Source organism: Kitasatospora paranensis (assembly GCF_039544005.1).
Lineage (GTDB): Bacteria > Actinomycetota > Actinomycetes > Streptomycetales > Streptomycetaceae > Kitasatospora > Kitasatospora paranensis.
The window spans coordinates 634,779-655,767 of record NZ_BAABKV010000001.1 but is presented as its reverse complement, the minus strand read 5'-3'; the positions used below and the strand labels follow the sequence as shown (position 1 = coordinate 655,767).

The following is a 20,989-nucleotide window of genomic DNA, read 5'->3' as shown; positions in this document are numbered from 1 at the left end:
TTTGATCCGCGTGTCAGAGAATGGCCGGCATGGCACGACCGAAGAACCAAGGGGCCCGACGGGGCGAGCTGATCGACGCCGCCGGGCGGGCCATCGCCGACCGCGGCATGGCCGGCCTGCGCATCAAGGACATCGCCGCCGAGGCCGGTGTCTCGGCCGGATCGGTCCTGTACTACTACCCGGAGCTCGACGACCTCGTCCTGGCCGTCCACCAGGATGCCGTGGAGCGGTACCTGGCCCGGCGCCGCGAGGCCACCGAGATGCCCGAGGGCCCGGTCGCGCGGCTGCGCGCGGCCCTCGGCTCCGGGCTGCCCGAGGGCCCGGACGACGCCGTGCACCGGCTGCTCTTCGAGCTGCACGGCCTCGCCGACCGCAGCGCCGGGCACGCGGCCCTGATGGGCTCGCTCTTCGCCCGCGAGGTCGCGCTGTACTCGACCCTGCTGGAGATCGGCGCGATGACGGGTGTCTTCGCGCTCGCCCTCCCCGTCGCCGACGCCGCACGCAACCTGGTTGCCCTGGAGGACGGGTACGGCCTGCACATCGTCGCCCGGAACCCGGTGGTGGACCGGGCGGCCGCACTCGGCCTGCTGACGGTCCACGCCCGCGCGGTCACCGGCTGCCCCGGGCTGTAGCGGCCGCGCCCAGGTCCGCCGCGGTCAGCGCGAGCGCCAGCGCGCCGTCGAGCAGGGCCGCGTCGGCGGCCGGGGTCGCGCAGGCGGCGGCGAACTCGCGCTGGTGGTTGACGGCGGGCAGCGAGCCGATGCCGATGTACGGGTGCAGTGCCCGCACCACGCGGGAGACGTTGCCCAGATCGGTCGAGGCCCGGTTCATCCGCGCGGCCGGATCGTCCGGCGCGGCGAAGCGCCGGCCGAGACCCTCGGCGTTGCGCCGGTACAGCGCCACCAGCTCCGCGTCGTTGCGGAACTCCGAGTACGGCGGGCTCTCCGGCTCGATCTCCAGCGCGCAGCCGGCGGCCAGTGCCCCGGCCTCGAAGCAGGCCTCGACCCGCGCCTGGACGCGTTCCAGCTCCTCCAGGTTCGCCGCCCGCACGTACCAGCGCCCGTCGGTGCGCTCGGGGATGGCATTGGGCGCCTCCCCGCCGCGGGTCACCAGCCCGTGCACCCGCGTCGTCGGCGGCAACTGCTGGCGCAGCAGGCCGATGCCGACCTGGGCCACGGTGAACGCGTCGGCGGCGTTGCGCCCCTGCTCCGGGTAGGCGGCGGCGTGCGCGGCGCGGCCCGTGTAGTGGACACCCAGATGGGCGACGGCGAAGGGCTCGGCCTCGGCCACGTCGACCGGGCCGGGGTGGACCATCATCGCCACGTCCACGCCCGCGAAGGCGCCGCGCTCCAGCATGACGATCTTCCCGCCGCCGCCCTCCTCGGCCGGGGTGCCGAGAACGGTGACGGTCAGCCCGAGGTCGTCGGCGACCCGGGCCAGCCCGGCGGCCGCGCCCACCGCGGAGGCGGCGATGATGTTGTGGCCGCAGGCGTGGCCGAGGCCGGGCAGCGCGTCGTACTCGGCGCAGAGCGCGACATGCAGTGGACCGCTGCCGACCGTGGCGGCGAACGCCGTCGGCAGACCGTAGGCGCCGGGGGTGACGGTGTAACCGAGGTCGTCGAGGAGCGAGGCCGTCCAGCGGGCCGCCCTCTCCTCCTCCCAGGCCGTCTCCGGGTTCGCGTGCAGCCGGTGCGACAGCGCGACGACCTGGGAGGAGGCCCGCCGCACGGTCTGCGCCAGCACCTTCCGGACGGCGGCGGGCGCCCGGCCGGGCGTGGTCCCGCGGGCCGTCGCGGGCGTCATCGGAGATCCCCGGGGACGCCGTAGCCCGGCGCCAGTTCGGGCGCGAGGGCCCGCCGGACGTAGGCGTCCTGCTGCGGCTCCCACACCCGCCACAGCGCGCCCAGGCCGGCGACCGGGTCGTCCTCCGTCCAGTCGACCCGCAGGTCGACCACCGGCCACGGCGCGGCGTCGGCGACCAGCAGGCCGGCCGAGTGCACCGGCCCCTCCTCGCCGCCCGCCGTGGCACCGGCGGTCAGCGCATCCAGCAGGCGCTGGGCGAGCGGGAGTCCGGGTTGCCCGGCGAAGGCGTCGATCATGGCCTGCGGCACGCCTTCGTGAAGCAGCATGTTGCCGGCCGCCACGCAGTCCGGGCCGACGGCCTGGGCGTGCGTGCCGAGCGCGTGCTCGCCGGAGAACGCGGCCGGGCTCCTCGGTGCCGACGGCCGTCAACTGGCGCCAGGCGATGAGCGTTTCGGTGTCCGCGGTGTGGCGGACGGCGTCCGCGGCGCTGGACCCGGCGGCGATCAGGTCGAGCAGCCACGGGCCGAGCCGGGGGTCGGTGACGTTCTGCGTGCACGCCGCCCCGACCCCCGCCCGCACGTGCGCACAGCGGGAGGCGACGGCCGGGCTGGAGGAGGCTATGGCCACCCCGACCTGCCCGGTGCGGGCGCAGCGGGCCGCGATGGAGAAGGTCACAGCAGCTCCCCGCGTTCGGCGGCCTTCGCGTGCCGGATCCCGGCCGCTTCCGTCCGGCGCGAGGCCGGGATGACGGCGGTGGCATCGATCTCCACCAGCCACTCCGGCCGGGCCAGGGCGGAGACCACCAGGCCGGTGGAGACGTAGTGCACACCCTTGAGCCGGCGGCCCATCACCCGGTAGACCGGCTCCCGGAAGCGGATGTCGGTCAGGTAGACCGTGATCTTCACGATCTCGTCCAGCGCACTGCCGGACTCCTCCAACAGCATGGCGATGTTGGCCATCGCCTTCTCCGCCTGTGCCTCGACGTCACCGACGCCGACGTTCTCGCGGGTCGTGAGGTCCTGCCCGATCTGTCCGCGCAGGTAGACGGTGCCCTCGGCGACGACGGCCTGGGCCAGGTCGTTGGCGAGGTTCTGTTCGGGATAGCTGGCCGCGGTGTTGAAGCGGCGGATGCGGTGGAACGCCATCACGCGGCCCTCCTGCCGCGCGCGCAGCGCATGCGGTCGGACGGCGGCGCGGTGGCCGGTGCCGTGGCCAGGGTCGTCATGACACACCTCTCCCGGGGTCGGTGGGGTGGGGGGATCGCGGCCGGAGGGGCCGCACCACCACTATGGGAGCGGTGCTTCCGCCGGTAAAGCAGATCTTTTAGGGTTGGGTCATCTCGGATTCAGATGAGGCAGGGAGGCGGCGCAGGCATGTCGGAGGCGGTCGGGTTCACGCTGGTGCAGTTGCGGTACTTCGTCGTGGCCGCCGAGGCCGGCAGCATGACCGCCGCCGCCGAACGGCTGCTGATCGCCCAGTCGGCCGTCTCCACCGCCGTCTCGAACCTGGAGCACGAGCTCGGCGTCCAGTTGTTCATCCGCCGCAAGGGCAAGGGGCTCGTCGCCACCGCCGCCGGCGAGCGCCTGCTGCTGCAGGCCCGCGAGCTTCTCGGCCACGCGCGCGACGTGGCCGCCGAAGCCCGCGGCGTCGAGGGCGGCCTGAGCGGGCCCGTCCGGCTCGGCTGTTTCGTCACGCTCGCCCCGTTCGTGCTGCCGCGGCTGCTGGCCGCCGCGGCGGAGCGCCACCCGCAGCTGCGGATCGACGTCCTGGAGGGCGAGGCGGACGACCTCGACCACGCCCTGCGCACCGGCCGGATCGACTTCGCCGTCACCTACAACCTGGGCCTCGGCCTGGGCATCACGCGCGAGACCGTGGCCTCCCTGCCCGCCCACGCGCTCGTCGCCGCCGACCACCCCCTGGCCGGGCGGGGCACGATCGACCTGGCCGCGCTCGCGCACGAACCGTTCGTCCTGCTCGACCTGCCGCACAGCCGCGACTACTTCTGGTCGCTGGTCACCGCCACCGGGATCACTCCCGTCGTCCGCCACCGTTCGCACAGCTACGAAGCCGTCCGCTCCCTGGTCGCCCTCGGCCACGGCTTCTCCGTCCTGCACCAGCGGCCGGCGACGGACCACACGTACAGCGGCGCCCGGGTGGCCGTGCTGGAGCTCAGCAACGAGCACCCGCGGCTGGACCTCGTCCTCGCCCGGATGGACGGCATCCGCCACACCGCCCGGGCCACGGCCGTCGCGCAGCTCGCCCACGAGCTCCTGGCCCCGCCGGCGCCCGCCGGCCGGTCGTGACCGGCGCCGCCCGGCGGGCCTACCCGAACGCTGCACATTCGCTGCGCCTCGCGCGCCGGGTGCCCGGTGCGAGAGTGGAGGCGCGGGAGTCGTTCGACGTGGGAGGTGCTCGATGTCCGATGGCGGATTGAGCGACGAGGACAGCGCTCTGGTGCGCGACTTCGTGGATGTCCCGCCGGGCCTCTCGGTGGACCGCACGGACGTCCAGCGGGCCCGGCTCGCGCAGTCGGTGGGCGGGCGCTTCAGGAAGGTGGCGCCCGGCCTCTACGAGATCGTCACCCACGCCGCGGACCGTGCGGACGCGTGACGCGTGACGCGTGATGCGTGATGCGTGACGCGTGAGGATCGACGCCGGACGCTCGCAGCGCCCGGCGTCACTGCTGTGGCCGCGGCGCCGGCGCCGCGCCTGCCGTCCCCGTCCACGCGCGGAGTTTCTCCGGGTTGCGGACGGCCCAGATGTGCGTGACACGGTCACCGGTGATCCCGAACGCCGCCACCGTCACGGTGACGCCGGCGTGCTGGGCGACCAGACCGGGACGGCCGTTGACCGTCCGTTCCAGGAGCGCGAGGCCGGGGGCCTTGGCCGCGATGTGGATCAGGTACTGGGCGATGCGCGCGCTGCCCTCCACCGGGCGCAGAGCGGCACCGGCCAGGCCGCCGCCGTCGGCGGTCATGGCGGCGTTCGGGTCGAGGAGGCCGACCAGGGCCTCGATGTCGCTGGACTCCCAGGCCTGCTTGAACTGCCGTACCAGAGCGGCCTGTCCGCCGACCGCCGCAGTGGCAGCCGCCGGCGACGGGGCCGCCGAGGCCCGCGCGGCGCGGACGCGCCGACGGGCGGAGGAGGCCAGCTGCCGGCAGGCCGCGGGCGTCCGGCCGACGATCGCGGCCACCTCGGCGAAGGGGTACCGGAACACGTCGTGCAGGATGAACGCCACGCGTTCGGCCGGCGTCATCGCCTCCAGGACGACGAGGAAGGCCATGTTCACCGACTCGTCGAGCGTGATCCGGTCCGCGGGATCGGCCGACTCGGCCCGGCCGTCCGCTCGCCCGTCGATCCACTCCGAACGGTCGGGCAGCGGCTCGGGTATCCATGCGCCGACGTAGCGCTCGCGCCGGGCGCGCGCCGAGCCGAGCACGTCCAGGCAGACGCGGCCGGCCACCGTCGTCAGCCAGGCGCCCGGCGATGCCACGGCCTCCTGCTGCTGCCGTGGCATCGCGTACCAGCGGGAGTAGGTCTCCTGCACGGCGTCCTCGGCCTCGGCCAGCGAACCGAGCAGCCGGTAGGCGAGATTGATCAGGTGCCGCCGCTCGCCGACGACCGCGCCCAGCTCCGGCTCGGACCGCTCGTGCCCCGGCGTGGACGGTGTGCTCATGGTCGTCACTGCTCCCTGGTCCTCGCGTCGGCCGCGGCTCTCTTCCCTTCGACGAAACGCGGCACCGGGTTGTGAGGCCCCACCTCGCCTGACATTTCGCGGGCCTGCGTCGTCGGACGGTCGAGACACTACCGATCCACCGCCGCACGGCAGACGAGAGGACCCCTCATGGCGACAGCGACACGGACGACACCGGCACCGGGCGGAGCGGCCCTCCTGCGGGCCGCGATCACCCTGCAGACCCTGGCCATCCTCTTCCAGGCGGTGACCGCGGGGCTGCTGTTGGCCTCGTCCCACGGCGAGGTGCTGCACAGCGTCGGGGCGCGCGTGATGTACGGCGCGTCGATGCTGTACGTGCTCGCGGCGATCCTGGCGTGGCGCCCGGGCGGCGGGTCACCGCGCCCGGTGCTGTACGCCTCCGGCTTCCTTGCCCTCGCCTCGGTCCAGGTGGTGCTCGGCATCGCGCACAAGCCCGCGCTCCATGTCCCGCTGGGCGTTGTCATGTTCGGCCTGAGCGTGCTGGCACTCGGGCAGGCGTGGTCCGCCGGACGAGCCTCTGCGGGCAGGCGGTGAGAAGACGCGATGCGTGGCAGGCCCGGCCGCCGCAGCCGATCCGGCTACCGGCCGCGGCGGCCGGCGGGCGCGAGGAGGGCGAGGCGCTCGTCCTCGCCGAGTCCGCCCCAAACACCGTAGGGCTCGCGGACGGTGAGGGCGTGTTCGAGGCACTGCGGGCGGACGGGGCATCGGGCGCAGATCCGTTTCGCGGCGGTCTCCCGGTTGTCGTGGGCCTGGCCGCGTTCGCCGGACGGGTGGAAGAACAGCAGTTCGTCCGCTTCGCGGCAGGCGGCGCGCAACTGCCAGTCCCAGCGCTGGTGGACCGGTCCGGGAAGGCGGGATATGACCGTCACGAAGGCTTCCTCCTCGGTGAAGACACGGGCGCCGGCGTTCGGAAACCGGCTCCCTGGAGGGCGTCTTGCCGCCGACCCGTGTTCCACACCCCCGTTCCGGCGGTCATCCGGACGGGGCTTCAACCGGTCGCTCCGGAGTGCGCAGCCGAGGCCTGGGGCCCGCCCGCCCCAGGCGGAGGACGTCAGACGCTGCTCCAGGGAACATCCGGCGTGAGCATCTCGTGGATGCAGCGGCGCAGCCCGCTGCCGTAGTAGTCGACCGGGGGAGCCATGGAACCTGCTGGAACAGCTCGCCGAGTCGGTCGGTGCGGGGGTCGGTGAGGAGGGTGCGGAGTTCGTCGGGGACGGGGTCGTCGACCAGGCACAGCCAGGCAAGGGCAGCGCCGACGCGCGTCTCGAGCGGCTGGTCGCCGTCCGACCACAGGGCCCGGGCCCACGCGGGAGCGTGTTCGTCCTGCTCCTCGCGGGCGAGTTGGGCGATCGCCAGGATCAGGCTCACCCGGACCGCGGGATCGTTCTCCTCGGCCAGCCTGCTGTGCAGGGCGGAGGAGATGCGCGGCATCCCGCCGGTCCCCGTCGCCAGGACGAAGGCGGTGGCGGAGCGGACTTCGGGATCGGGGTCGGGGAGAACAGGGAACAGGAGGTGCAGGTCGGCGGTGATGGCGGCGCGAGCGGCCTGGATCGTCCAGTCCACCGGACACATCGTGGTGCCCTCCGCATCCTCCGGATCCTCGGCGACCTGGAGGAGGCCTTCGCGTCTGCCGTCCCCGAAGTGCTGGCAGCGGGCGATCTCGGCGACCAGGCGAAGGGTCGACGCGCGGAGCCCGGGGAACCCGGTGGCCGCGATCCGGAGCAGGAACGGGACTGCCAGTGCCGCCACCGCGATCGTGCTGCCCTGGTGGTGGAGGCCCTCCCACAGTTCCCCCAAGGCCCGGCGGGCAGCTTCGGCGTCCCGGGAGGCGAGCGTCGCAAGGAGACCGGGAACCTCGTCACCCGGGCCGTAGAAGTGCGAGAACCGCCGCCAAGGGATCTCGTCGTACCTGAACCCGTCCTTGACCGCCTGCGGGATCGCGCCCACGACCGTCCGCATGTCGTCATCCGTGCCCACCCACGGCTCCGGCCACCGATCCCAGCGATCATCGTCCACGGCTTGGCCTTCCCGCCCACCGGCACCATGCGAACTCCGGGAGTCCACCGACCTGATGATCATGTCACGGCCGCTCCTGCCGTACACCGGCGGCGCCGGGAGGTGACTCGGCCCAGGGGCCCGCGAGCCGCGATGACCTGCGGCGTACGGCGGTCGTACGGTGGGACCCGTTGCCGAGGAGGACTTCTGATGCGCAGTGTGACCTATTCGATGGGCGTCTCGCTCGACGGCTACATCGTCGGGCCGGACGGCGGCTTCGACTGGACGGCGCCGGACGCGGAGGTCTTTCGCTTCTGGATCGACGAGATCCGAGAGGTCGGCGTCCACCTGCTGGGCCGACGGCTGTACGAGACGATGCTGTACTGGGAGACCGCCGATCAGGATCCGTCGCTCGACGACTCGATGCTCGAATGGGCCGCGCTCTGGAATCCGCTCCCTAAGGTGGTGTTCTCGACCACGCTGTCGGCGGTGCAGGGCCACGCCCGCCTGGCCTCCGGCAGCCTGGCGGAGGAGATCGAGCGGCTGCGGGCCGAGCCGGGGGACGGCGACATCGCGATCGGCGGGGCGACTCTCGCCGCCGAGGCGGCCGCGTCGGATCTGATCGACGAGTACCGGGCCGTGGTCCACCCGGTGCTGGTCGGCGGCGGCATCCCGTTCTTTCCCCGTCGCGAGCGCCGGGTGGATCTCGAACTCGTCGAGACCCGCACCTTCAGCTCGAAAATCGTCTACCTCCGCTACCGCGTGGTGCGCTAGCCGGCGCGTCCGCCGAGCCGCCCAGCCGGAAACTCCGGGCACCACCGACCTCTTCGGCCGGAATCCGGGCCGCGATTGCCTGGCGTCGTACGCACCCGACCACGCACGTCCGGACCTCGACCGTCGCGGCCGTGTTCCGGGTGAGGGCTTTTGGTCGGGGTGGACCGGGGCAGTCGGTCGGTGCCACAACCACGACGAGGACGGGAGTGCGCCATGGCCGGCCAGGGTGCAGACGTGATCGCGGAACTCGAGGCGGACCACCGGGAGATACAGGAGATCTTCGCGCGGATGTCGTTGGCTCCCGCCGCCGGGCGCAAGGACCTCGTCCACGAGGTCACGATCGCGCTCGTCCGCCACTCGATGGCGGAGCAGGCCCATCTCTACCCGGCGGTGCGCGCCCGCATCCTGGACGGGGACCGCCTCGCCGACGAGGAGGTCGCCGACCACGCGCGGGTCGAACGGATGCTCAAGGATCTCGAAGGCAGGCCCCCGGCCGGTGCGGGCTTCGGGCGGCTGCTGCGGACACTGGTGCGGGAGGTCGGACTGCACATCCAGGACGAGGAGCAGCGCCTGTTCCCGGCCCTGGCTTCCGTCGCCGCGCCGGAGGAACTGGAGAGGCTGGGGAGCAGGTCCGCGCCATGAGGGTGCTGGCGCCGACCCGACCGCATCCCGACCTGCCGTCCTCGCCGACCGCCCGCCGGCTTCTCGCACCGGGCATCGGCCTCGTCGACCGGGTGCGGGACTACGTCTCCGGTCGGGGCTGAGCCCCCGGTGCCGCGTCCCCCGGGGCGCCGGGCCCGGGCCCCACGACGAAGACCTCGTCGGCGCCGGTGGTGTGCAGCAGACCGGTGACGGCCGGGGAGGGGCGGGCGAGGACGAAGGGGATGCCGCGTTGCTCGGCCCGCCGGCGGGCGAGCAGCAGCCCGTTGAGCCCGGCCGAGTCGCAGAAGGTCACCCCGGCCATGTCGACGGTGATCCGGCCGGGCGCGGGGCGGTCGGTGAGGGCGTGCTGAAGGGCGTCGTCGAGCGGCGCGGCCTGGTCGTAGTCGAGTGACCCCGTCACCACGATGACCAGGCCGTCCGCCTCGGCGCGGATCTCGACGGCAAGCTCGATCATCCTGCCAGCATCGCCGGGCCCGCGGCGCCCCGCGAGCGGACCCGTCCGGTCGCGGGGAGGTGGAGGGCCGGCTCAGTGCAGGACGCTGACCGCGCGGGCGATGACGAGCAGCGAGGTGAGCAGGGCGGCGATGCTCTCGATGCTCATGAGGAGCTTGGCGCGGGTGGAGAGCGGCATGGTGTCGGTCGGGCTGAACGCGGTCGAGTTGGTGACCGAGACGTAGAGGTAGTCCGGCAGGGTGGGGACCCAGTCGGACGACCCGCTGGCCCCGTCGGAGACCTCCTGGACGGCGTCGTCGTTCTCGTCCTGGGAGAAGCGGAAGTCCGCGAGCGGGAGGTCGGCGCGCGGTGCCTGGGTACGGGTGACGGGGCCGCCGCGGTCGAGTTCCCAGTAGGCGAGCCCGAAGACGATGATGTTGGTGAGCCAGACCTGCAGGGCGGCGACGAGCAGTTGGCCGCCGTCCTTGACCTGGGACGAGACGAGCGCGTGGATGAGCACGCCGAGTGCGGTGAGGTTGCCGGCGCCGATCAGTGCCACGAGGGTGAGGGAGCCGGCGCGGGAGAGGCGGGTCTGGCGGGTCAGCCGCCGGGGGTTGACGGCGATCAGCGGGACGAGCAGCAGCACCTCCAGCGTCGGCAGCAGGTAACGCGGGGCGACCAGGAGCCGTTCGGGCAGTGCCAGATAGAGCAGGATCGCGGCCAGCGTGGCCGCGACGGCGGGCAGCCGGGCCTCACCGCGTCGTTCGTGCCGCGGATGGCGGTGTCGCAACTCCTCGCGACCGCGCGTCATGATCGTCTCCCCTCGCCCGGAGAATCCGGAGGATGCCGCCGCGGCATCCCCATGACCGTCTGCACACCCGGCTGCCGTTCACACCTGGCGTCCACCGGTCCCGGCCGCCGTCGTCGTGATCGGCAGGCCCGTGGATGGTCGGGAGACCGGTGGAGGGTCGGGAGGCCCGGTCGGACGGCGGCCGGTCATCGGCCGCGGCGGGGATCGGACGGGTCCGGCTCCTTCGCCGCCGCCAGCGCCTGGCCCGCGATGGCGCCGCCGTAGATGGTGTAGCCGACCCCCACCAGCCACGTCTGCAGGACGAGGACCGTCCCGACGGCGCCGTAGGACACCGCGTTGGAGACCAGCAGCGGGGCGAAGACCAGACGGGAGAAGAAGCGCAGGCCGGCCAGGCCGGCCATGGTGGCCACGGCTCCCGGCAGCAGCCGCCGCCACGCGACGCGCGATCCCAGCAGCAGGCGCTGCAACCACCAGAACAGCAGGATGCCGCCGAGCAGGGTGGCCGTGAGGCGCAGGGCGGGCTGGGCCGCGCTGTGCTGCCACGGGTGGCCGCTCCAGGCGGCGACCAGGATGTAGCCGGTCAGGCCGGCCAGGCCGAGGGCCTGACGCCAGGCGGCGTGCCAGGGGCCGCGGTCGAGGTGCCAGATGCGCTCGTAGACGGTCTGGATCGATGCCATCAGCGAGACCCCGAAGACCGCGAGGGCGGCGATGCCGATCCCGGTGGTGGTGCTGAGGACCTGTCCGCGGGAGGTGAAGAGGTCCCGGGTGGCCCGGGAGCCGCGCTCGGTCAGCCCGAGGCCGTCGGCGAACCAGCCGGTAATGCCGCTGCCGCGGGTGGCGGAGGCCGCGGCGATCACGATCAGCAGCGGCACGAGCGTGACGAAGGACAGCGCGGCGAAGGCCATGCACCGCTGGAGGAGCTCGACCGTCCGGGCCTGCCGCCAGACCTCCCGGGCGACCGAGACCGCCCTGCCCCGGCGGGCGGGAGCAGCCCCGGGGCCGGGGTGCTCCCGGGTGCGGTCCTCGTCGGCCACGCCGGCCTCCACGCCTGTCGGCTCCGCCCCCGGTCTACCACAGCCCGCGCCCGCGGGCCCGGTACGACGACGACGGCAGGTCACGCCCCGGCCCGGCCGACGCCCGGGCCGCCCACGCGTGCCGGCGCAGCGGGGGCACCGAGGTCCGTGGTCGCGCCGGCCGGCGGCGCCGTCACGACCACCGGTGTGCCGAAGTCCGTGAGGCGGAGGACGACCTCGGCGGCCGCCGTCGGCGATGCCGTCGCGGAGCCGTCCCCGCGGGTACTCTCGGTGGCCGTCACGTCCAGCCGGACCTTCTCCTGCCGGATCCGGTGCCGGTCGTCGACCCAGACGTCGACCGGGACCCCGGACGGCAGCGAGGCGCCGAGCAGCTGCGCACCGGCGGTCCCCAGGTCGAGCCGGCCCCGGTAGTGCACGGTGGCTGCGCCGTCCACCGTCTCCTGCCCCAGCCGGGTGACGTCGGTGACCCGGGTCAGGAACGCGAGCTGCCGGGACACGTCCGGGATGCCGGTCGTGCCCTGCGCGTCGGCCTTCGCGGTGTCGATCCTGACCCATGACCGGCCCGTGCCCCCGCCGGGCGCTGCGCGGCGGGCAGCTGCTCGTAGACGACCCCGTCCACGATGCGCAGTTCCGTGGCGCGGCCGTCGGCGGTGACGGTGAAGTGTCCGTTGCCGGCCCCGCCGAGCCGGGCGACGCCCTCGCCGTGCACGGTGGCGGTCTTCCCGTCGCTGACCAGGGACTCCTCCAGGACCACCCGGGCGGAGCCGGCCGATGCGGTGGCACCGGCGGCCTGGCGGAGTTCGGCCGCCGCACCGGGCACGGGGGAGACGGCCGCGGCGTCACCGGCGGCCGGCGTCCCGCCGGGGGCCGACAGCCCGCCGCGCCGAGCACGACGACGAGGGCGGCCGCGGCTGCTGCGCCGGCCTGGCGGGGGTGCGGGAACGCGGTCGCTGATCGGCCATGGGGTCCTCCGGCGTCGTCGGCCCGCAGCCGGCCGGATGTCTCGGCCGGGGCCGGGCGGCATCGGGATCCGCTCGGCGGGGACGGGCCTGCGGGCCCTGGTCGGCTCGCGGATACCCGGCCGGGGAGCGGCCATGCCCGAGCCGGGCCTCCGGTGACAGGACGTCAGAGCGGAGCGACGGCCGTCCCGAGGACGGGGAGCGGGCGGCGTCGAACTCCGCCCAGACCGCTTTGCCGTCGCCGTGGGCGACCGCTCCCCAGCGCTGGGAGAGCCGCTGAACGATGTGCAGGCCGTGTCCGCCGGGCGCGTCGACCAGGTGCGGCGGGCGCGGGCTCGGCAGCAGCATCTCGCAGTCCAGCACCTCGACCCGCAGATGCGCGGGCGAGGCGGTGAGGACGAGCTCGCGCGGGCCGCCGCCGTGCAGGCAGGCGTTGGCGAGCAGCTCGGAGACGATCAGCAGGATGTCGTCCGTCCGGGTCTCGGAGTCGCTCCAGCCCCAGTCCTCCAGGGCCTGGCGGGCGAAGCGCCGGCCGTGGCCCACCGGGCCCGGCACCGCCGTGAGGGCCAGGCGACGGCGTTGGCCGGTCTGCGGAAGGTGCGCCCGCGCCGGCCCGCCCGTACTCGGGTCGCTCGAAGTCATGTCGTTCTCACTCCGCCGTTCGGCGTTGTCGGTCAAGCCGGACTCACCGGGATTCTGCGCCGGAGGCCAGGTGCTGCCGCATCCGGCCGACCCCGTGCGCTGTGACACGCCTGCCCACGGAACGCCGGGAGACACGGGCTGTTCCCGACCGCCACCTGTTCCGGTGAAGCCGCCGGACCGACCTCCGCCGGTGGGCGGTCGGACCGGGCGGGTGAAGGCCGCTCCACGGCGGTCCACGGGGGTTCGGGCGGGCGTCATCGGACGGCGAGGGCGCTTGCGAGGGTGGGTTCGAGAGCGAACACCCGGTCCGTGCCGGTGATCTCGAACAGCCGGAGCAGCTGGCTCCGTGCGGCGGCCAGCCGCAGGTCCATGCCGGCCGCCGCCGCGTCGGCGCGCGAGCGGAGCAGCAGATTGAGGCCGGAGGAGTCGCAGAACTCCACCCCGGACAGGTCGAGCACCAGCAGCGGCGCCCCCGACCCGACCGCCTCCGCGAGCACGGGTTCCACCACGGCGGCGGCGTCCAGGTCGAGCTCGCCCGTCAGGGTGCAGACCAGGGCACCGTCGCCGGTGTGCCGGATCTCTCCGCCCGGCAGGTGCTGTGCCGCAGGCCCCGGGGAGTGCGCCGGGTCGTTCATGTCCGTCGTCCAGTTCTCTCGCTGTCGGCGACCGCCGACCGATCCGTGCCGCCCCTGCCGTGCCGCCCCTGCCGTGCCGCTTGTCGGCGCGGGAGCCTCGGCCCGGGTGCCGCGGCGGCGTCCGGGCGCGCCGGGCCTACTTGTCGCTGAGCAGCGCGGTGCGCAGCTGGGCGAGGGTGCGGTTGAGCAGCCGGGAGATGTGCATCTGCGACAGCCCCAGCTCCTCGCCGATCTGCGCCTGGGTCATCTCGGCGCCGAAGCGCATCGAGAGGATCGCCCGGTCGCGCTCGGGGAGGGCGGCGATCAAGGGCTTCAGCGTCTCCAGGTGCAGGACGGCCTCGAAGCCGGTCTCCTCGACGGAGAACCGGTTGGCCAGGCCCGCACCGGAGTCCGGGTCCTCGCTGTCGGCGGGGGCGTCCAGGGAGTGGGCGCGGTAGGCGTTGGCGGCCTTCCGCCCCTCGATCACCTCGCGCTCGGTCAGGCCGAGGTGGGCGGCCAGTTCGGCGGTGGTGGGCAGCCGGTCGAGGACCTGCTCCAGCTCGTCGGAGGCCTTGGCCAGCGCCAGCCGCAGCTCCTGCATGCCGCGCGGCACGTGGACCATCCAGGAGGTGTCGCGGAAGAACCGCTTCATCTCCCCGGTGATCGTGGGCAGGGCGTAGGTGGCGAACTCGAACTCGCGGGTGGGGTCGAAGCGGTCGATGGCCTTGATCAGACCGATGGTGCCCACCTGGAGGATGTCGTCCATCGGCTCGGTGCGGTTTGCGAAGCGCCGGGCGGCGAACTTCACCAGCGTCATGTTGAGCTCGATGAGGGTGCCGCGGACGTACGAGTACTCCTTGCTGCCCTCGTCGAGCTCCCGCAGGCGCAGGAAGAGGTCCTTCGACAGCACCCGGGCGTCCGCGGGCGCGACCGCTCCCAGGTCCTCGATCCCCGCCACCGGGCCGACCGGGAGGTCGTACGCGGACGTGCCGGACGCGGCACCGAGGCGGGTCGCGACGGTGGTGGCCTGGAGGACTGTCATCAGGATCGCTCTCCCGGGGTCGTGGCGTCGCCGGACGGTGGCCCAACGTTACGTCAGCGGCCGCTACCCCCCATTCGCGAGGGCATGCGCGATTCCCCGAAATCGGTCCCTTATGCGTGCTATGTCATGGTTTGCTGCGGCGATCCACGCCACGGACCCGACCATGGTCGTGACGTTCGAGGGCACTTCTGCCCGGATCCGCCCGGAGCACACCCCGGCAGGCCCGAGGGTTTGCCGGTGCCCGGGCGGGGCCAGACGCGGGAAGATCATTCACCGAGGACAGGAGCTTCCCGATGCTGTCGATCCTGGTTCTGCTGAGCGCGCCCGTGCTGCTCGCCGTCATCCTGCTGCTCGGCCGCACCCCCGCACGCCGGTGGGCCGGCCGGTCGTCCGGCGGGTCCGGCAGCGCCGGGGCGCGCCGGCGGCTGATCGCCCGCCACGGGCGACCGGTCCGGTGACCCCGGGGGTCGGTCCGGCCGGCCGGCCCCGCACCGCACCGGGCCGGGGCAGGCGCAGCGGTGGACGGTGGGTCCCACGGGGATAGAGTGGCCTGTCAGGGGCGGGGCAAAGGAGCTGGGGTGAGGACAGCACACGGTGTGGCGACACTCGATCCGGTCGACGTCGGGGACCACGTCTGCTGGCTGGTCGGTCCGGGCGAGGACACGGCCGGGCCGGCGCGGGCGTTCATGGCCGACGGCGAGCTGTTCGGCGACATGGTGCTGGTGCTCGGGGGCTCGGACGGGGCGCGCCGCGGCCCCGCGTCCTGGGAGTCGTTCTTCAGCGAGGTCAGCAAGGGCGCCGAGCGCGCCGACCGGCAGGGGTTCCGTGCCCTGCGGGTGCTGGCGGACCTGAGCGGCCTGCCCGCCGACGACACCCGTCCGGAGATCCTCGCCCGCCACGAGCTGCGACTGGACGCCCTCGCCGCCGACAGCGGCGCGATCCTGGTCTGCGTCTACGCCCGGGCGGCGCTGACACCGCAGGCCATCGACCAGGCCGCCGGCGTACATCCGCACCATCTGGGCAGAGGAGCGGTCGGCCCGGCCTTCCGACTGTTCAGCGCGGCCCGGGACCGCTGGAGCGTCAGCGGCGTCGTGGACACCGAGGGTGCCGAGTCCTTCCGGACGGCGCTCGGCGAGCTGCTGACGCTGGCGCCGGTGCTGCACCTGGAATGCGGGGGCTGGAATTCATGGACAGTGCCGGGTTGACCGTCCTGGCGGGGGCCGCGCGCGGGCTGCCCGAGCGCCGGATCGAGATCCACCACGCCAACGACACCCTCCGCCGCAGCTGGTCGCTGCTCGGGTTCGAGAACCCGGAGATCCCCGTGGAGCTGAAGCAGTGAACCACTCCGACACCGCTCCCGCTCCCGCTGCCGCCCCGGAGAAGGGCGTGCGCCACATCCTGTTCCCCTACGCGGGCGAGGACGGCTTCCTGACCGGCACCCTCTCGTTCGTCGAGCACGCCCTGGGCGCGGGCGAGGCGGTCGTGGTCGCCGTCTCGGGCCCGCGCGAGCAGCTGATGCGCGAGGCGCTGGCCGGCGCCGGCACCGGGGACCGGGTGTCCTTCCTCGACACCGGTGAGCTGGGCAGCAACCCGGGCCGCCTGATCCCGGGCTGGCAGGCGTGGATCGGCAAGGTCGCCGAGGCGGGGCGGCCGGTCCGTGCCATCAGCGAGAACCGGTGGACGGGCCGGACGGTCGCCGAGACCGCCGAGCTGCGCTACCACGAGTGGCTGCTGAACCGGGCGTTCGCCGAGTCCCCGGTCTGGTGGCTGCTCTGCCCGTTCGACACCGGCACCGTCCCCGGCGGCACCCTGGAGGTGCTGGAGCGCTGCCATCCGCTGGTGCTCGGCCCGGACGGGCCGGTGCCCGGACTCGGCTACGCCGAGGGGCCGTACGCCTTCGAGGTCCTCGGCGACCCCAGCGACCCGGACGAGGAGCTGGCCTTCGCCTCCGGCGGGCTCGCCGCCGTCCGCGAGCAGGTCACTGCCTGCGCGGCCCGGTACGGCCTGACCGGCGACCGGCTGCGGGACCTGCTGCTCGCCGCCACCGAGGTCGCCGCCAACAGCATCAAGTACGCGGGCGGCGGGACGCTGCGCACCTGGGCGGAGGAGGCCCGGGTGGTCTGCGAGTTCCGCGACGGCGGGTACATCGAGGACCCGATGGCCGGCCGGCTCCGGCCGACGATGGACCAGGTCGGCGGGCGGGGCCTGTGGCTCGTCCAGCAGATGTGCGACCTCGTCCAGATCCGTACCAGCCCGGAGAACGGCACCGTCGTCCGCCTCACCATGGGCGCGGCCGCCGGCTGAGTGCCGTGGCGGCCCGGTGCGGCGGCCCACTGGATCCGACGATTCGGCCGGCCGACCGCGGGTACGAGCCGGACATGCTCACCGTGGGTGTGGAGGAGGAGTACCTGCTCCTCGACGCCGCCACCGGCCTCCCCGCCGCCCGGGCAGGGCAGGTCCGGCGGGCGGCGGACCTGCAGCCTGCGATCGACGGCTCCGAGGTCCAGCGCGAGCTCCTCCAGGCCCAGCTGGAGATCGCCACCCCCGTCTGCGGGTCGGCCGCGGAGATCGGCGCCCACCTGGAACGGCTGCGGCACGCCCTCGGAGCGGCCGCCCGGGCCCACGACTGCCGACTCGCGGCCTGCGCCACCGCCCCCTTCACGGACCGCATGCCCGTGCCGGTGACCGACACCACCCGCTACCGCGCCATGCGCGCCGACGCCCCGCAGCTGACGGACGAGCAGCTCATCACCGGGATGCACGTCCACGTCGGCGTGCCCGACCGGGACGCGGGTGTCGCCGTCCTGGGCCGGCTGCGCCCCTGGCTGCCGCTGCTGGTCGCACTCTCGGCCAATTCGCCGCTGTGGCAGGGCGTCGACACCGGCTTCGCCAGCTGGCGGACGGTCGTCTTCGGCCGGTGGCCCGTCAGCGGGGTGCCCCCGCGGTTCGCCGACGCCCGCGACTACGACGACCGGATCCACGCCCTCGTCCGGAGCGGCCTGATCGGTGACGTGGGGCAGCTCTACTGGCAGGTCCGGCTGTCCGAGCGCTACCCCACCGTCGAGATCCGGGCCATGGACGTCCAGCTCCGCGTCGACGAGGCGGTCATGCTGGCCGGGCTGGTCCGGGCCGTCGCCGCCGTGGCCCTGGCCGGCCGCTCGGCGGGGCAGGGGCAGGGGCAGCCCCATGGGCTCCCCCATCCGGACCGGCCGCCGCACCCGCACCCGCACCAGGAGACCCTGTCCGCCGCGGTCTGGTACGCGGCACGCCACGGCTGCACCGAGCGCCTCTACGACCCGATCGGCGGCACGCTGGACTCCCCGCCCGCGGTCGTCGGACGCGTCCTGCAGGCCCTTGGCCCCGCACTCGCCGACAACGGCGACACCGACCGGGTCGAACCCGTCCTCGGGCGGCTCCTCCAGGACGGCAACGGCGCCGTCCGGCAACGCCGCGAGCTGCGCCGCGGCGGCCGCGCCGGTCTCCTCGACACCGTCGTCGAGGAGACCGATCCCTGAGTGCCCGGTCACGGGGCCGCGGGCGTTCACCGTGCCGCGGCCGGTCAGCGTGCGGCCCTGCTCCGCTCGGCGCGGCGCAGGACGAGGTGGGGGAGCAGCAGCCACGAGGTGGCGAACCAGCCCATCACGGCGGCGCTGAGGATCCAGGCGAGGGTGGGGTTGCCGGTGGCCGTCCGCAGCAGGAGCAGCAGCGCGCAGCCGATGGTGAGGGCGAGCAGGGCCAGGCCGAACGCGATCATGCGGAAGGCGGTGCGGACGAGGGCGGGCTTGAGGTTGTGGCCGGCGAGGAAGTGGTGGAAGGACACCGGTGCGATGAGGGTGCCGGTGGCGCAGGCGCCGAGGACGACGGTGACGACGTAGAGGTCCGTGTCGAAGCTGCCGAGGCGGGCGAAGACGGGCGTGAAGGCGACGCTGACGAGGAAGCCGAAGAGGATCTGGGCGCCGGTCTGCGCGACGCGGACTTCCTGGAGCACCTCGTTCCAGCGCCGGTCGGCCCGTTCCTGCGGGGTCTCGTCGCGGCCCGGTCCGCCGCCGCGGTCGGGCGGGGAACCGTGCGCGGTGTGCTCCAACCGTCTCGTCTCCTTCGGCGGGGAGGGGTGGCCGCAGCGGTGGGCCGGACTGTCGGGCGACCGGTTTCAGGGGCGGGGCGACCAGGCGGTGTCCAGGTGTGCGGTGCCGCGGGCGAGGTCGCTCCACGGGCCGGGGAAGCTCAGGACGAGGACGCCTGCGGTGCGGAGGCCGGACTCCTCCAGACGGGTCCGCAGATCGCCGGTCGCACTGCCGGCGAGGTCCAGGGCGAGCTCGCGGATGCCGGGATTGTGGCCGACGAGTGCGACGCTGGCGGTGTCCTTCGGCAGGCGCCGGAGCCGGGCGAGGATGGTGTCGGGGGCGGTGTGGTAGAGGCCCTCCTCGAAGGCTGCCGGGGGCGGGTGGGGCAGTTCGGCGGCGATCAGCTCCCAGGTCTGCCGGGTCCGCGCGGAGGTCGAGACGAGGGCCCGGTCGACGGCCGGGCCGGGCCCGGCGAGCCAGCGGCCCGCGAGCACGGCGTCCTGCCGGCCGCGGTCGGTCAGGGGCCGCTCGTGGTCGGGGTGCACGGTGTGCTGCTTCGGGTCCGCCTTGGCATGCCGCACCACCACGATCCTGTGCATCCGCTCCCCGCTCATGTCGGTCCCTCCGGCCCGCCGTGTACCGCCGTGTACCCGCCGATCCGAGGCTACCGGCGAGCCCGGGAGGACCCGGGGACCCGGCGCCGTGGCGGCGGCCCGGATCCGGCACCGGCGCCGCTGGGTGGCTTCACCAGGGATTCTCCCCGGACGACTCGAAGAGGACCGAGAGATCGTCGGGCACGGCGAGCCGGGCCGTCTCCGACCCGGCGGGCACCAGCGCGTACGTCGCCCGCAGGAACGTCTGCAGCGCCCGGGTGCTCACGTGCACGACCGCCGCGCCGCCGGGGGCGGCGAAGGACAGCTCCAGCAGCTCCGCGGTCAGCGGGCGCACCGCCACATCGCCGGTCCCGCAGGGCCTGGCCAGCCCCACGGTGAGGAGTTCCCGCCCGAGCCACCAGGTCACCGCGCCGTCCTCCGCAGCGCGACCTTCCCCCGCAGCGCGACCGTCCTGCGCGCCGCGACCGTCGGGCGCATCGGGGGTGTCCGGCTCGTCGGGATCGAGGAACACCAGGCGCACGGCGTAGGGATCGCCGCTCCGGTACCGCATCAGCATCCGGAGGTCGCCGGCCGCGGGGCCGGTGAGGTGGACGGTCGACTCGTGCTCGACGGTGGCGGGCATGGCACTCCTCTGTGCAGATGTCTCGGCGCGCCGTCTGCCCGTCCTGCCACGCCGCATGCGGCCGGAGCACAGGACTGTGGCCGACGTCACCCGTCCGGCCCAACATGCTGTCGACAATGCGCTCATGACGGGCCGTCCGCAGGGGGACCGCCTGACGCCCGGTCACCGTCCTTCGCGCGGGAGGCGCCGGTGAAATCGACGTCGACATGCTGCTCGGGACGGCGTTCCTCCTGGCGGGCGAGGGCCTCCAGCACCTCCTGGTCCGGGCCGGTGAGCGGCGGCTGCAGGAGGCTGCGGGGCCACAGTCGGCGGGCGAGGACGGTGTTGGCCTCGGCCGCGTACACGGTGACCTGGGACGCCAGGTAGATCCAGGACAGCAGGCCGATCACCGTGGCGAAGAAGCCGTAGATCGCCGTGGCGTGCCGGAGCTCGCGGGTGACCAGCAGCGCGCCGAAGGCCTGGAGCAGGGTGAACAGCGGGCCGGCCAGGACGCAGCCGGGCCACAGGCTGCGGGTCGCGATCTCCTTCGGGGTGAGGATCCGGAAGCAGGCCAGGCAGAGGGCGGTGTTCAGGGCGGCGGACAGGAGAAGCCCGCCGATCCGGGCGGCCGGTCCGGCCAGGGCTGTGCCGACCAGGGCGGCGCAGGCGGTGGCGAGCACCAGACCGGTGCCGAGGGCGGCCAGCAGCAGGAGGCTGCGGGCCAGGCGGGCCCAGTAGCCGGGCCGGTCGGTGCCGCGGACGTTCCAGACCTCGGCCATCGCGTGCTGGAGGACCTGGGCGATGCCGAGGGCGCCGTAGAGCAGGCCGAGCAGGGCGACGACCAGAGCGAATCCGCTGCCCTGGACGGAGTGGACGTTCTGGCGCAGTTGGTCGCCGATGATGGGGAAGTCGGCGAGCGCCGAGTCGAGCACCGCCTGCTGCGCGCCGGGGTGGCTGTGCAGCACGAAGCCGAGCACGGTGCTGAGCAGCAGGAGCAGGGGGATCAGCGCGACGAAGCCGTAGTAGGTGATCAGGGCGGCGAGCAGGCCGCCCCGGTCGTCGCCGTACTTCTTGACGACGCCGACGACCACGGCGGGGGCGGTGCGCCGCCGCTGCGCACGGTCGACGGCGCGCAGCGTGCGTTCGAAGGGGTTCATGGCGCGCTCCTCGCTGGTGCGGGGCACGCCCGTCCGTGGGGTGGCCCGTGAGCTGCGTCTGCCCGGTGC

General features: G+C 74.2%; 28 protein-coding genes and 2 pseudogenes. 11 read left to right on the top strand and 19 right to left on the bottom strand.

Going from position 1 to position 20,989, the window contains the following annotated elements; genetic code table 11:
- Positions 1-29 precede the first annotated feature (29 nt).
- Positions 30-632, top strand: coding sequence for a TetR/AcrR family transcriptional regulator (locus ABEB13_RS03365; protein ID WP_345704202.1), 603 nt, complete (start codon positions 30-32; stop codon positions 630-632).
- On the opposite strand, the gene ABEB13_RS03360 is transcribed toward ABEB13_RS03365, so the two are convergent.
- The 4 genes and pseudogenes from ABEB13_RS03360 to ABEB13_RS03350 all read right to left on the bottom strand — a co-directional run bounded on the left by ABEB13_RS03360 (position 610) and on the right by ABEB13_RS03350 (position 2,948).
- Positions 610-1,803, bottom strand: coding sequence for an amidohydrolase (locus ABEB13_RS03360; protein WP_345704201.1), 1,194 nt, complete (start codon positions 1,801-1,803; stop codon positions 610-612). The two genes, ABEB13_RS03365 and ABEB13_RS03360, sit on opposite strands and share 23 nt — an antisense overlap.
- Positions 1,800-2,147, bottom strand: a pseudogene (locus tag ABEB13_RS41080) (DUF1028 domain-containing protein); the annotation flags it as partial. The pseudogene ABEB13_RS41080 and the gene ABEB13_RS03360, both read right to left, overlap by 4 nt.
- A 121-nt stretch (positions 2,148-2,268) precedes the next feature.
- Positions 2,269-2,430: pseudogene (locus tag ABEB13_RS41075) on the bottom strand (DUF1028 domain-containing protein); the annotation flags it as partial.
- A gap of 44 nt (positions 2,431-2,474) precedes the next feature.
- Positions 2,475-2,948, bottom strand: coding sequence for a RidA family protein (locus ABEB13_RS03350; RefSeq protein ID WP_345704200.1), 474 nt, complete (start codon positions 2,946-2,948; stop codon positions 2,475-2,477).
- A gap of 228 nt (positions 2,949-3,176) precedes the next feature.
- Here ABEB13_RS03350 and ABEB13_RS03345 point away from each other — a divergent pair, with 228 nt between their 5' ends.
- Both ABEB13_RS03345 and ABEB13_RS03340 read left to right on the top strand, forming a co-directional pair.
- Positions 3,177-4,106 (top strand): LysR family transcriptional regulator, encoded by a 930-nt coding sequence (locus ABEB13_RS03345; RefSeq protein ID WP_345704199.1) that lies wholly within the window; start codon positions 3,177-3,179, stop codon positions 4,104-4,106.
- Positions 4,107-4,218: 112 nt separating this feature from the next.
- Positions 4,219-4,413, top strand: a complete 195-nt coding sequence (locus tag ABEB13_RS03340) for a hypothetical protein (protein WP_345704198.1) — start codon at positions 4,219-4,221, stop codon at positions 4,411-4,413.
- A gap of 67 nt (positions 4,414-4,480) precedes the next feature.
- Here the strand turns inward: ABEB13_RS03340 and sigJ are convergent, their stop codons facing one another.
- Positions 4,481-5,479, bottom strand: coding sequence for an RNA polymerase sigma factor SigJ (sigJ, locus tag ABEB13_RS03335; RefSeq protein WP_345704197.1), 999 nt, complete (start codon positions 5,477-5,479; stop codon positions 4,481-4,483).
- A gap of 168 nt (positions 5,480-5,647) precedes the next feature.
- Between sigJ and ABEB13_RS03330 the strand changes: the two genes are divergently transcribed.
- Positions 5,648-6,052: a hypothetical protein gene (locus tag ABEB13_RS03330; RefSeq protein WP_345704196.1), complete on the top strand. Its 405-nt coding sequence runs from the start codon at positions 5,648-5,650 to the stop codon at positions 6,050-6,052.
- A 44-nt stretch (positions 6,053-6,096) separates the two neighbouring features.
- Here ABEB13_RS03330 and ABEB13_RS03325 read toward each other — a convergent pair whose 3' ends face one another.
- The gene (locus ABEB13_RS03325; RefSeq protein ID WP_345704195.1) at positions 6,097-6,387 is read right to left on the bottom strand and encodes a WhiB family transcriptional regulator; all 291 of its coding nucleotides are present in this window, start codon (positions 6,385-6,387) and stop codon (positions 6,097-6,099) included.
- Positions 6,388-6,490: 103 nt separating this feature from the next.
- Positions 6,491-7,495 (bottom strand): hypothetical protein, encoded by a 1,005-nt coding sequence (locus ABEB13_RS03320; RefSeq protein WP_345704194.1) that lies wholly within the window; start codon positions 7,493-7,495, stop codon positions 6,491-6,493.
- Between the two features lie 228 nt (positions 7,496-7,723).
- Here ABEB13_RS03320 and ABEB13_RS03315 point away from each other — a divergent pair, with 228 nt between their 5' ends.
- Both ABEB13_RS03315 and ABEB13_RS03310 read left to right on the top strand, forming a co-directional pair.
- The gene (locus tag ABEB13_RS03315; RefSeq protein WP_345704193.1) at positions 7,724-8,287 is read left to right on the top strand and encodes a dihydrofolate reductase family protein; all 564 of its coding nucleotides are present in this window, start codon (positions 7,724-7,726) and stop codon (positions 8,285-8,287) included.
- A gap of 234 nt (positions 8,288-8,521) precedes the next feature.
- Complete coding sequence (locus ABEB13_RS03310) at positions 8,522-8,929, top strand: hemerythrin domain-containing protein (protein ID WP_345704192.1); 408 nt, start codon at positions 8,522-8,524, stop codon at positions 8,927-8,929.
- Between the two features lie 100 nt (positions 8,930-9,029).
- Here ABEB13_RS03310 and ABEB13_RS03305 read toward each other — a convergent pair whose 3' ends face one another.
- The 8 genes from ABEB13_RS03305 to ABEB13_RS03270 all read right to left on the bottom strand — a co-directional run bounded on the left by ABEB13_RS03305 (position 9,030) and on the right by ABEB13_RS03270 (position 14,484).
- Entirely contained in the window at positions 9,030-9,404 is a 375-nt protein-coding gene (locus ABEB13_RS03305) for an STAS domain-containing protein (protein WP_345704191.1), read from the bottom strand.
- 72 nt (positions 9,405-9,476) lie between these two features.
- Positions 9,477-10,193, bottom strand: a complete 717-nt coding sequence (locus tag ABEB13_RS03300; protein ID WP_345703956.1) for a hypothetical protein — start codon at positions 10,191-10,193, stop codon at positions 9,477-9,479.
- A 185-nt stretch (positions 10,194-10,378) separates the two neighbouring features.
- Positions 10,379-11,227, bottom strand: coding sequence for a ribonuclease BN (locus tag ABEB13_RS03295; RefSeq protein ID WP_345704190.1), 849 nt, complete (start codon positions 11,225-11,227; stop codon positions 10,379-10,381).
- A gap of 80 nt (positions 11,228-11,307) precedes the next feature.
- Positions 11,308-11,772: an LppX_LprAFG lipoprotein gene (locus ABEB13_RS03290; protein ID WP_486335370.1), complete on the bottom strand. Its 465-nt coding sequence runs from the start codon at positions 11,770-11,772 to the stop codon at positions 11,308-11,310.
- Positions 11,700-12,047: a hypothetical protein gene (locus ABEB13_RS03285; protein ID WP_345704188.1), complete on the bottom strand. Its 348-nt coding sequence runs from the start codon at positions 12,045-12,047 to the stop codon at positions 11,700-11,702. Before ABEB13_RS03285 ends, ABEB13_RS03290 begins: the two co-directional genes overlap by 73 nt.
- Before the next feature lie 19 nt (positions 12,048-12,066).
- Positions 12,067-12,828 carry an ATP-binding protein gene (locus ABEB13_RS03280; protein WP_345704187.1) on the bottom strand — a complete coding sequence of 254 codons (762 nt, stop codon included), beginning with the start codon at positions 12,826-12,828 and terminating at the stop codon, positions 12,067-12,069.
- 254 nt (positions 12,829-13,082) lie between these two features.
- Positions 13,083-13,463: an STAS domain-containing protein gene (locus ABEB13_RS03275; protein ID WP_345704186.1), complete on the bottom strand. Its 381-nt coding sequence runs from the start codon at positions 13,461-13,463 to the stop codon at positions 13,083-13,085.
- 136 nt (positions 13,464-13,599) lie between these two features.
- Positions 13,600-14,484 carry a SigB/SigF/SigG family RNA polymerase sigma factor gene (locus tag ABEB13_RS03270; protein WP_345704185.1) on the bottom strand — a complete coding sequence of 295 codons (885 nt, stop codon included), beginning with the start codon at positions 14,482-14,484 and terminating at the stop codon, positions 13,600-13,602.
- 293 nt (positions 14,485-14,777) lie between these two features.
- Here ABEB13_RS03270 and ABEB13_RS03265 point away from each other — a divergent pair, with 293 nt between their 5' ends.
- The 5 genes from ABEB13_RS03265 (at position 14,778) to ABEB13_RS03245 (ending at position 17,999) form a co-directional block, all read left to right on the top strand.
- Entirely contained in the window at positions 14,778-14,942 is a 165-nt protein-coding gene (locus ABEB13_RS03265) for a hypothetical protein (protein ID WP_345704184.1), read from the top strand.
- A 120-nt stretch (positions 14,943-15,062) separates the two neighbouring features.
- Positions 15,063-15,689: an MEDS domain-containing protein gene (locus ABEB13_RS03260; RefSeq protein WP_345704183.1), complete on the top strand. Its 627-nt coding sequence runs from the start codon at positions 15,063-15,065 to the stop codon at positions 15,687-15,689.
- Positions 15,686-15,823 (top strand): hypothetical protein, encoded by a 138-nt coding sequence (locus tag ABEB13_RS03255; protein WP_345704182.1) that lies wholly within the window; start codon positions 15,686-15,688, stop codon positions 15,821-15,823. Before ABEB13_RS03260 ends, ABEB13_RS03255 begins: the two co-directional genes overlap by 4 nt.
- Positions 15,820-16,788: an anti-sigma factor RsbA family regulatory protein gene (locus tag ABEB13_RS03250; protein WP_345704181.1), complete on the top strand. Its 969-nt coding sequence runs from the start codon at positions 15,820-15,822 to the stop codon at positions 16,786-16,788. Before ABEB13_RS03255 ends, ABEB13_RS03250 begins: the two co-directional genes overlap by 4 nt.
- 74 nt (positions 16,789-16,862) lie before the next feature.
- Entirely contained in the window at positions 16,863-17,999 is a 1,137-nt protein-coding gene (locus ABEB13_RS03245) for a carboxylate-amine ligase (protein WP_345704180.1), read from the top strand.
- 44 nt (positions 18,000-18,043) lie between these two features.
- Here ABEB13_RS03245 and ABEB13_RS03240 read toward each other — a convergent pair whose 3' ends face one another.
- The 4 genes from ABEB13_RS03240 to ABEB13_RS03225 all read right to left on the bottom strand — a co-directional run bounded on the left by ABEB13_RS03240 (position 18,044) and on the right by ABEB13_RS03225 (position 20,920).
- Positions 18,044-18,568: a DUF6328 family protein gene (locus ABEB13_RS03240; RefSeq protein WP_345704179.1), complete on the bottom strand. Its 525-nt coding sequence runs from the start codon at positions 18,566-18,568 to the stop codon at positions 18,044-18,046.
- A 66-nt stretch (positions 18,569-18,634) separates the two neighbouring features.
- Positions 18,635-19,162, bottom strand: coding sequence for a SixA phosphatase family protein (locus ABEB13_RS03235; protein WP_345704178.1), 528 nt, complete (start codon positions 19,160-19,162; stop codon positions 18,635-18,637).
- A gap of 130 nt (positions 19,163-19,292) precedes the next feature.
- A complete protein-coding gene (locus ABEB13_RS03230) occupies positions 19,293-19,784 on the bottom strand; it encodes an SsgA family sporulation/cell division regulator (RefSeq protein ID WP_345704177.1) in 492 nt (163 codons plus the stop codon).
- Between the two features lie 122 nt (positions 19,785-19,906).
- Positions 19,907-20,920, bottom strand: a complete 1,014-nt coding sequence (locus tag ABEB13_RS03225; protein ID WP_345704176.1) for a YihY/virulence factor BrkB family protein — start codon at positions 20,918-20,920, stop codon at positions 19,907-19,909.
- Between the last annotated feature and the right edge of the window lie 69 nt (positions 20,921-20,989).

Bases quoted from the DNA above. Each gene is read 5' to 3' on its own strand.
- ABEB13_RS03365 (WP_345704202.1), top strand. From the start codon at position 30: ATGGCACGACCGAAGAACCAAGGGGCCCGACGGGGCGAGCTGATCGAC.
- ABEB13_RS03360 (WP_345704201.1), bottom strand. From the start codon at position 1,803: ATGACGCCCGCGACGGCCCGCGGGACCACGCCCGGCCGGGCGCCCGCC.
- ABEB13_RS03350 (WP_345704200.1), bottom strand. From the start codon at position 2,948: ATGGCGTTCCACCGCATCCGCCGCTTCAACACCGCGGCCAGCTATCCC.
- ABEB13_RS03345 (WP_345704199.1), top strand. From the start codon at position 3,177: ATGTCGGAGGCGGTCGGGTTCACGCTGGTGCAGTTGCGGTACTTCGTC.
- ABEB13_RS03340 (WP_345704198.1), top strand. From the start codon at position 4,219: ATGTCCGATGGCGGATTGAGCGACGAGGACAGCGCTCTGGTGCGCGAC.
- sigJ (WP_345704197.1), bottom strand. From the start codon at position 5,479: ATGAGCACACCGTCCACGCCGGGGCACGAGCGGTCCGAGCCGGAGCTG.
- ABEB13_RS03330 (WP_345704196.1), top strand. From the start codon at position 5,648: ATGGCGACAGCGACACGGACGACACCGGCACCGGGCGGAGCGGCCCTC.
- ABEB13_RS03315 (WP_345704193.1), top strand. From the start codon at position 7,724: ATGCGCAGTGTGACCTATTCGATGGGCGTCTCGCTCGACGGCTACATC.
- ABEB13_RS03305 (WP_345704191.1), bottom strand. From the start codon at position 9,404: ATGATCGAGCTTGCCGTCGAGATCCGCGCCGAGGCGGACGGCCTGGTC.
- ABEB13_RS03300 (WP_345703956.1), bottom strand. From the start codon at position 10,193: ATGACGCGCGGTCGCGAGGAGTTGCGACACCGCCATCCGCGGCACGAA.
- ABEB13_RS03280 (WP_345704187.1), bottom strand. From the start codon at position 12,828: ATGACTTCGAGCGACCCGAGTACGGGCGGGCCGGCGCGGGCGCACCTT.
- ABEB13_RS03275 (WP_345704186.1), bottom strand. From the start codon at position 13,463: ATGAACGACCCGGCGCACTCCCCGGGGCCTGCGGCACAGCACCTGCCG.
- ABEB13_RS03270 (WP_345704185.1), bottom strand. From the start codon at position 14,484: ATGACAGTCCTCCAGGCCACCACCGTCGCGACCCGCCTCGGTGCCGCG.
- ABEB13_RS03265 (WP_345704184.1), top strand. From the start codon at position 14,778: ATGCTGTCGATCCTGGTTCTGCTGAGCGCGCCCGTGCTGCTCGCCGTC.
- ABEB13_RS03245 (WP_345704180.1), top strand. From the start codon at position 16,863: ATGCTCACCGTGGGTGTGGAGGAGGAGTACCTGCTCCTCGACGCCGCC.
- ABEB13_RS03235 (WP_345704178.1), bottom strand. From the start codon at position 19,162: ATGAGCGGGGAGCGGATGCACAGGATCGTGGTGGTGCGGCATGCCAAG.
- ABEB13_RS03230 (WP_345704177.1), bottom strand. From the start codon at position 19,784: ATGCCCGCCACCGTCGAGCACGAGTCGACCGTCCACCTCACCGGCCCC.
- ABEB13_RS03225 (WP_345704176.1), bottom strand. From the start codon at position 20,920: ATGAACCCCTTCGAACGCACGCTGCGCGCCGTCGACCGTGCGCAGCGG.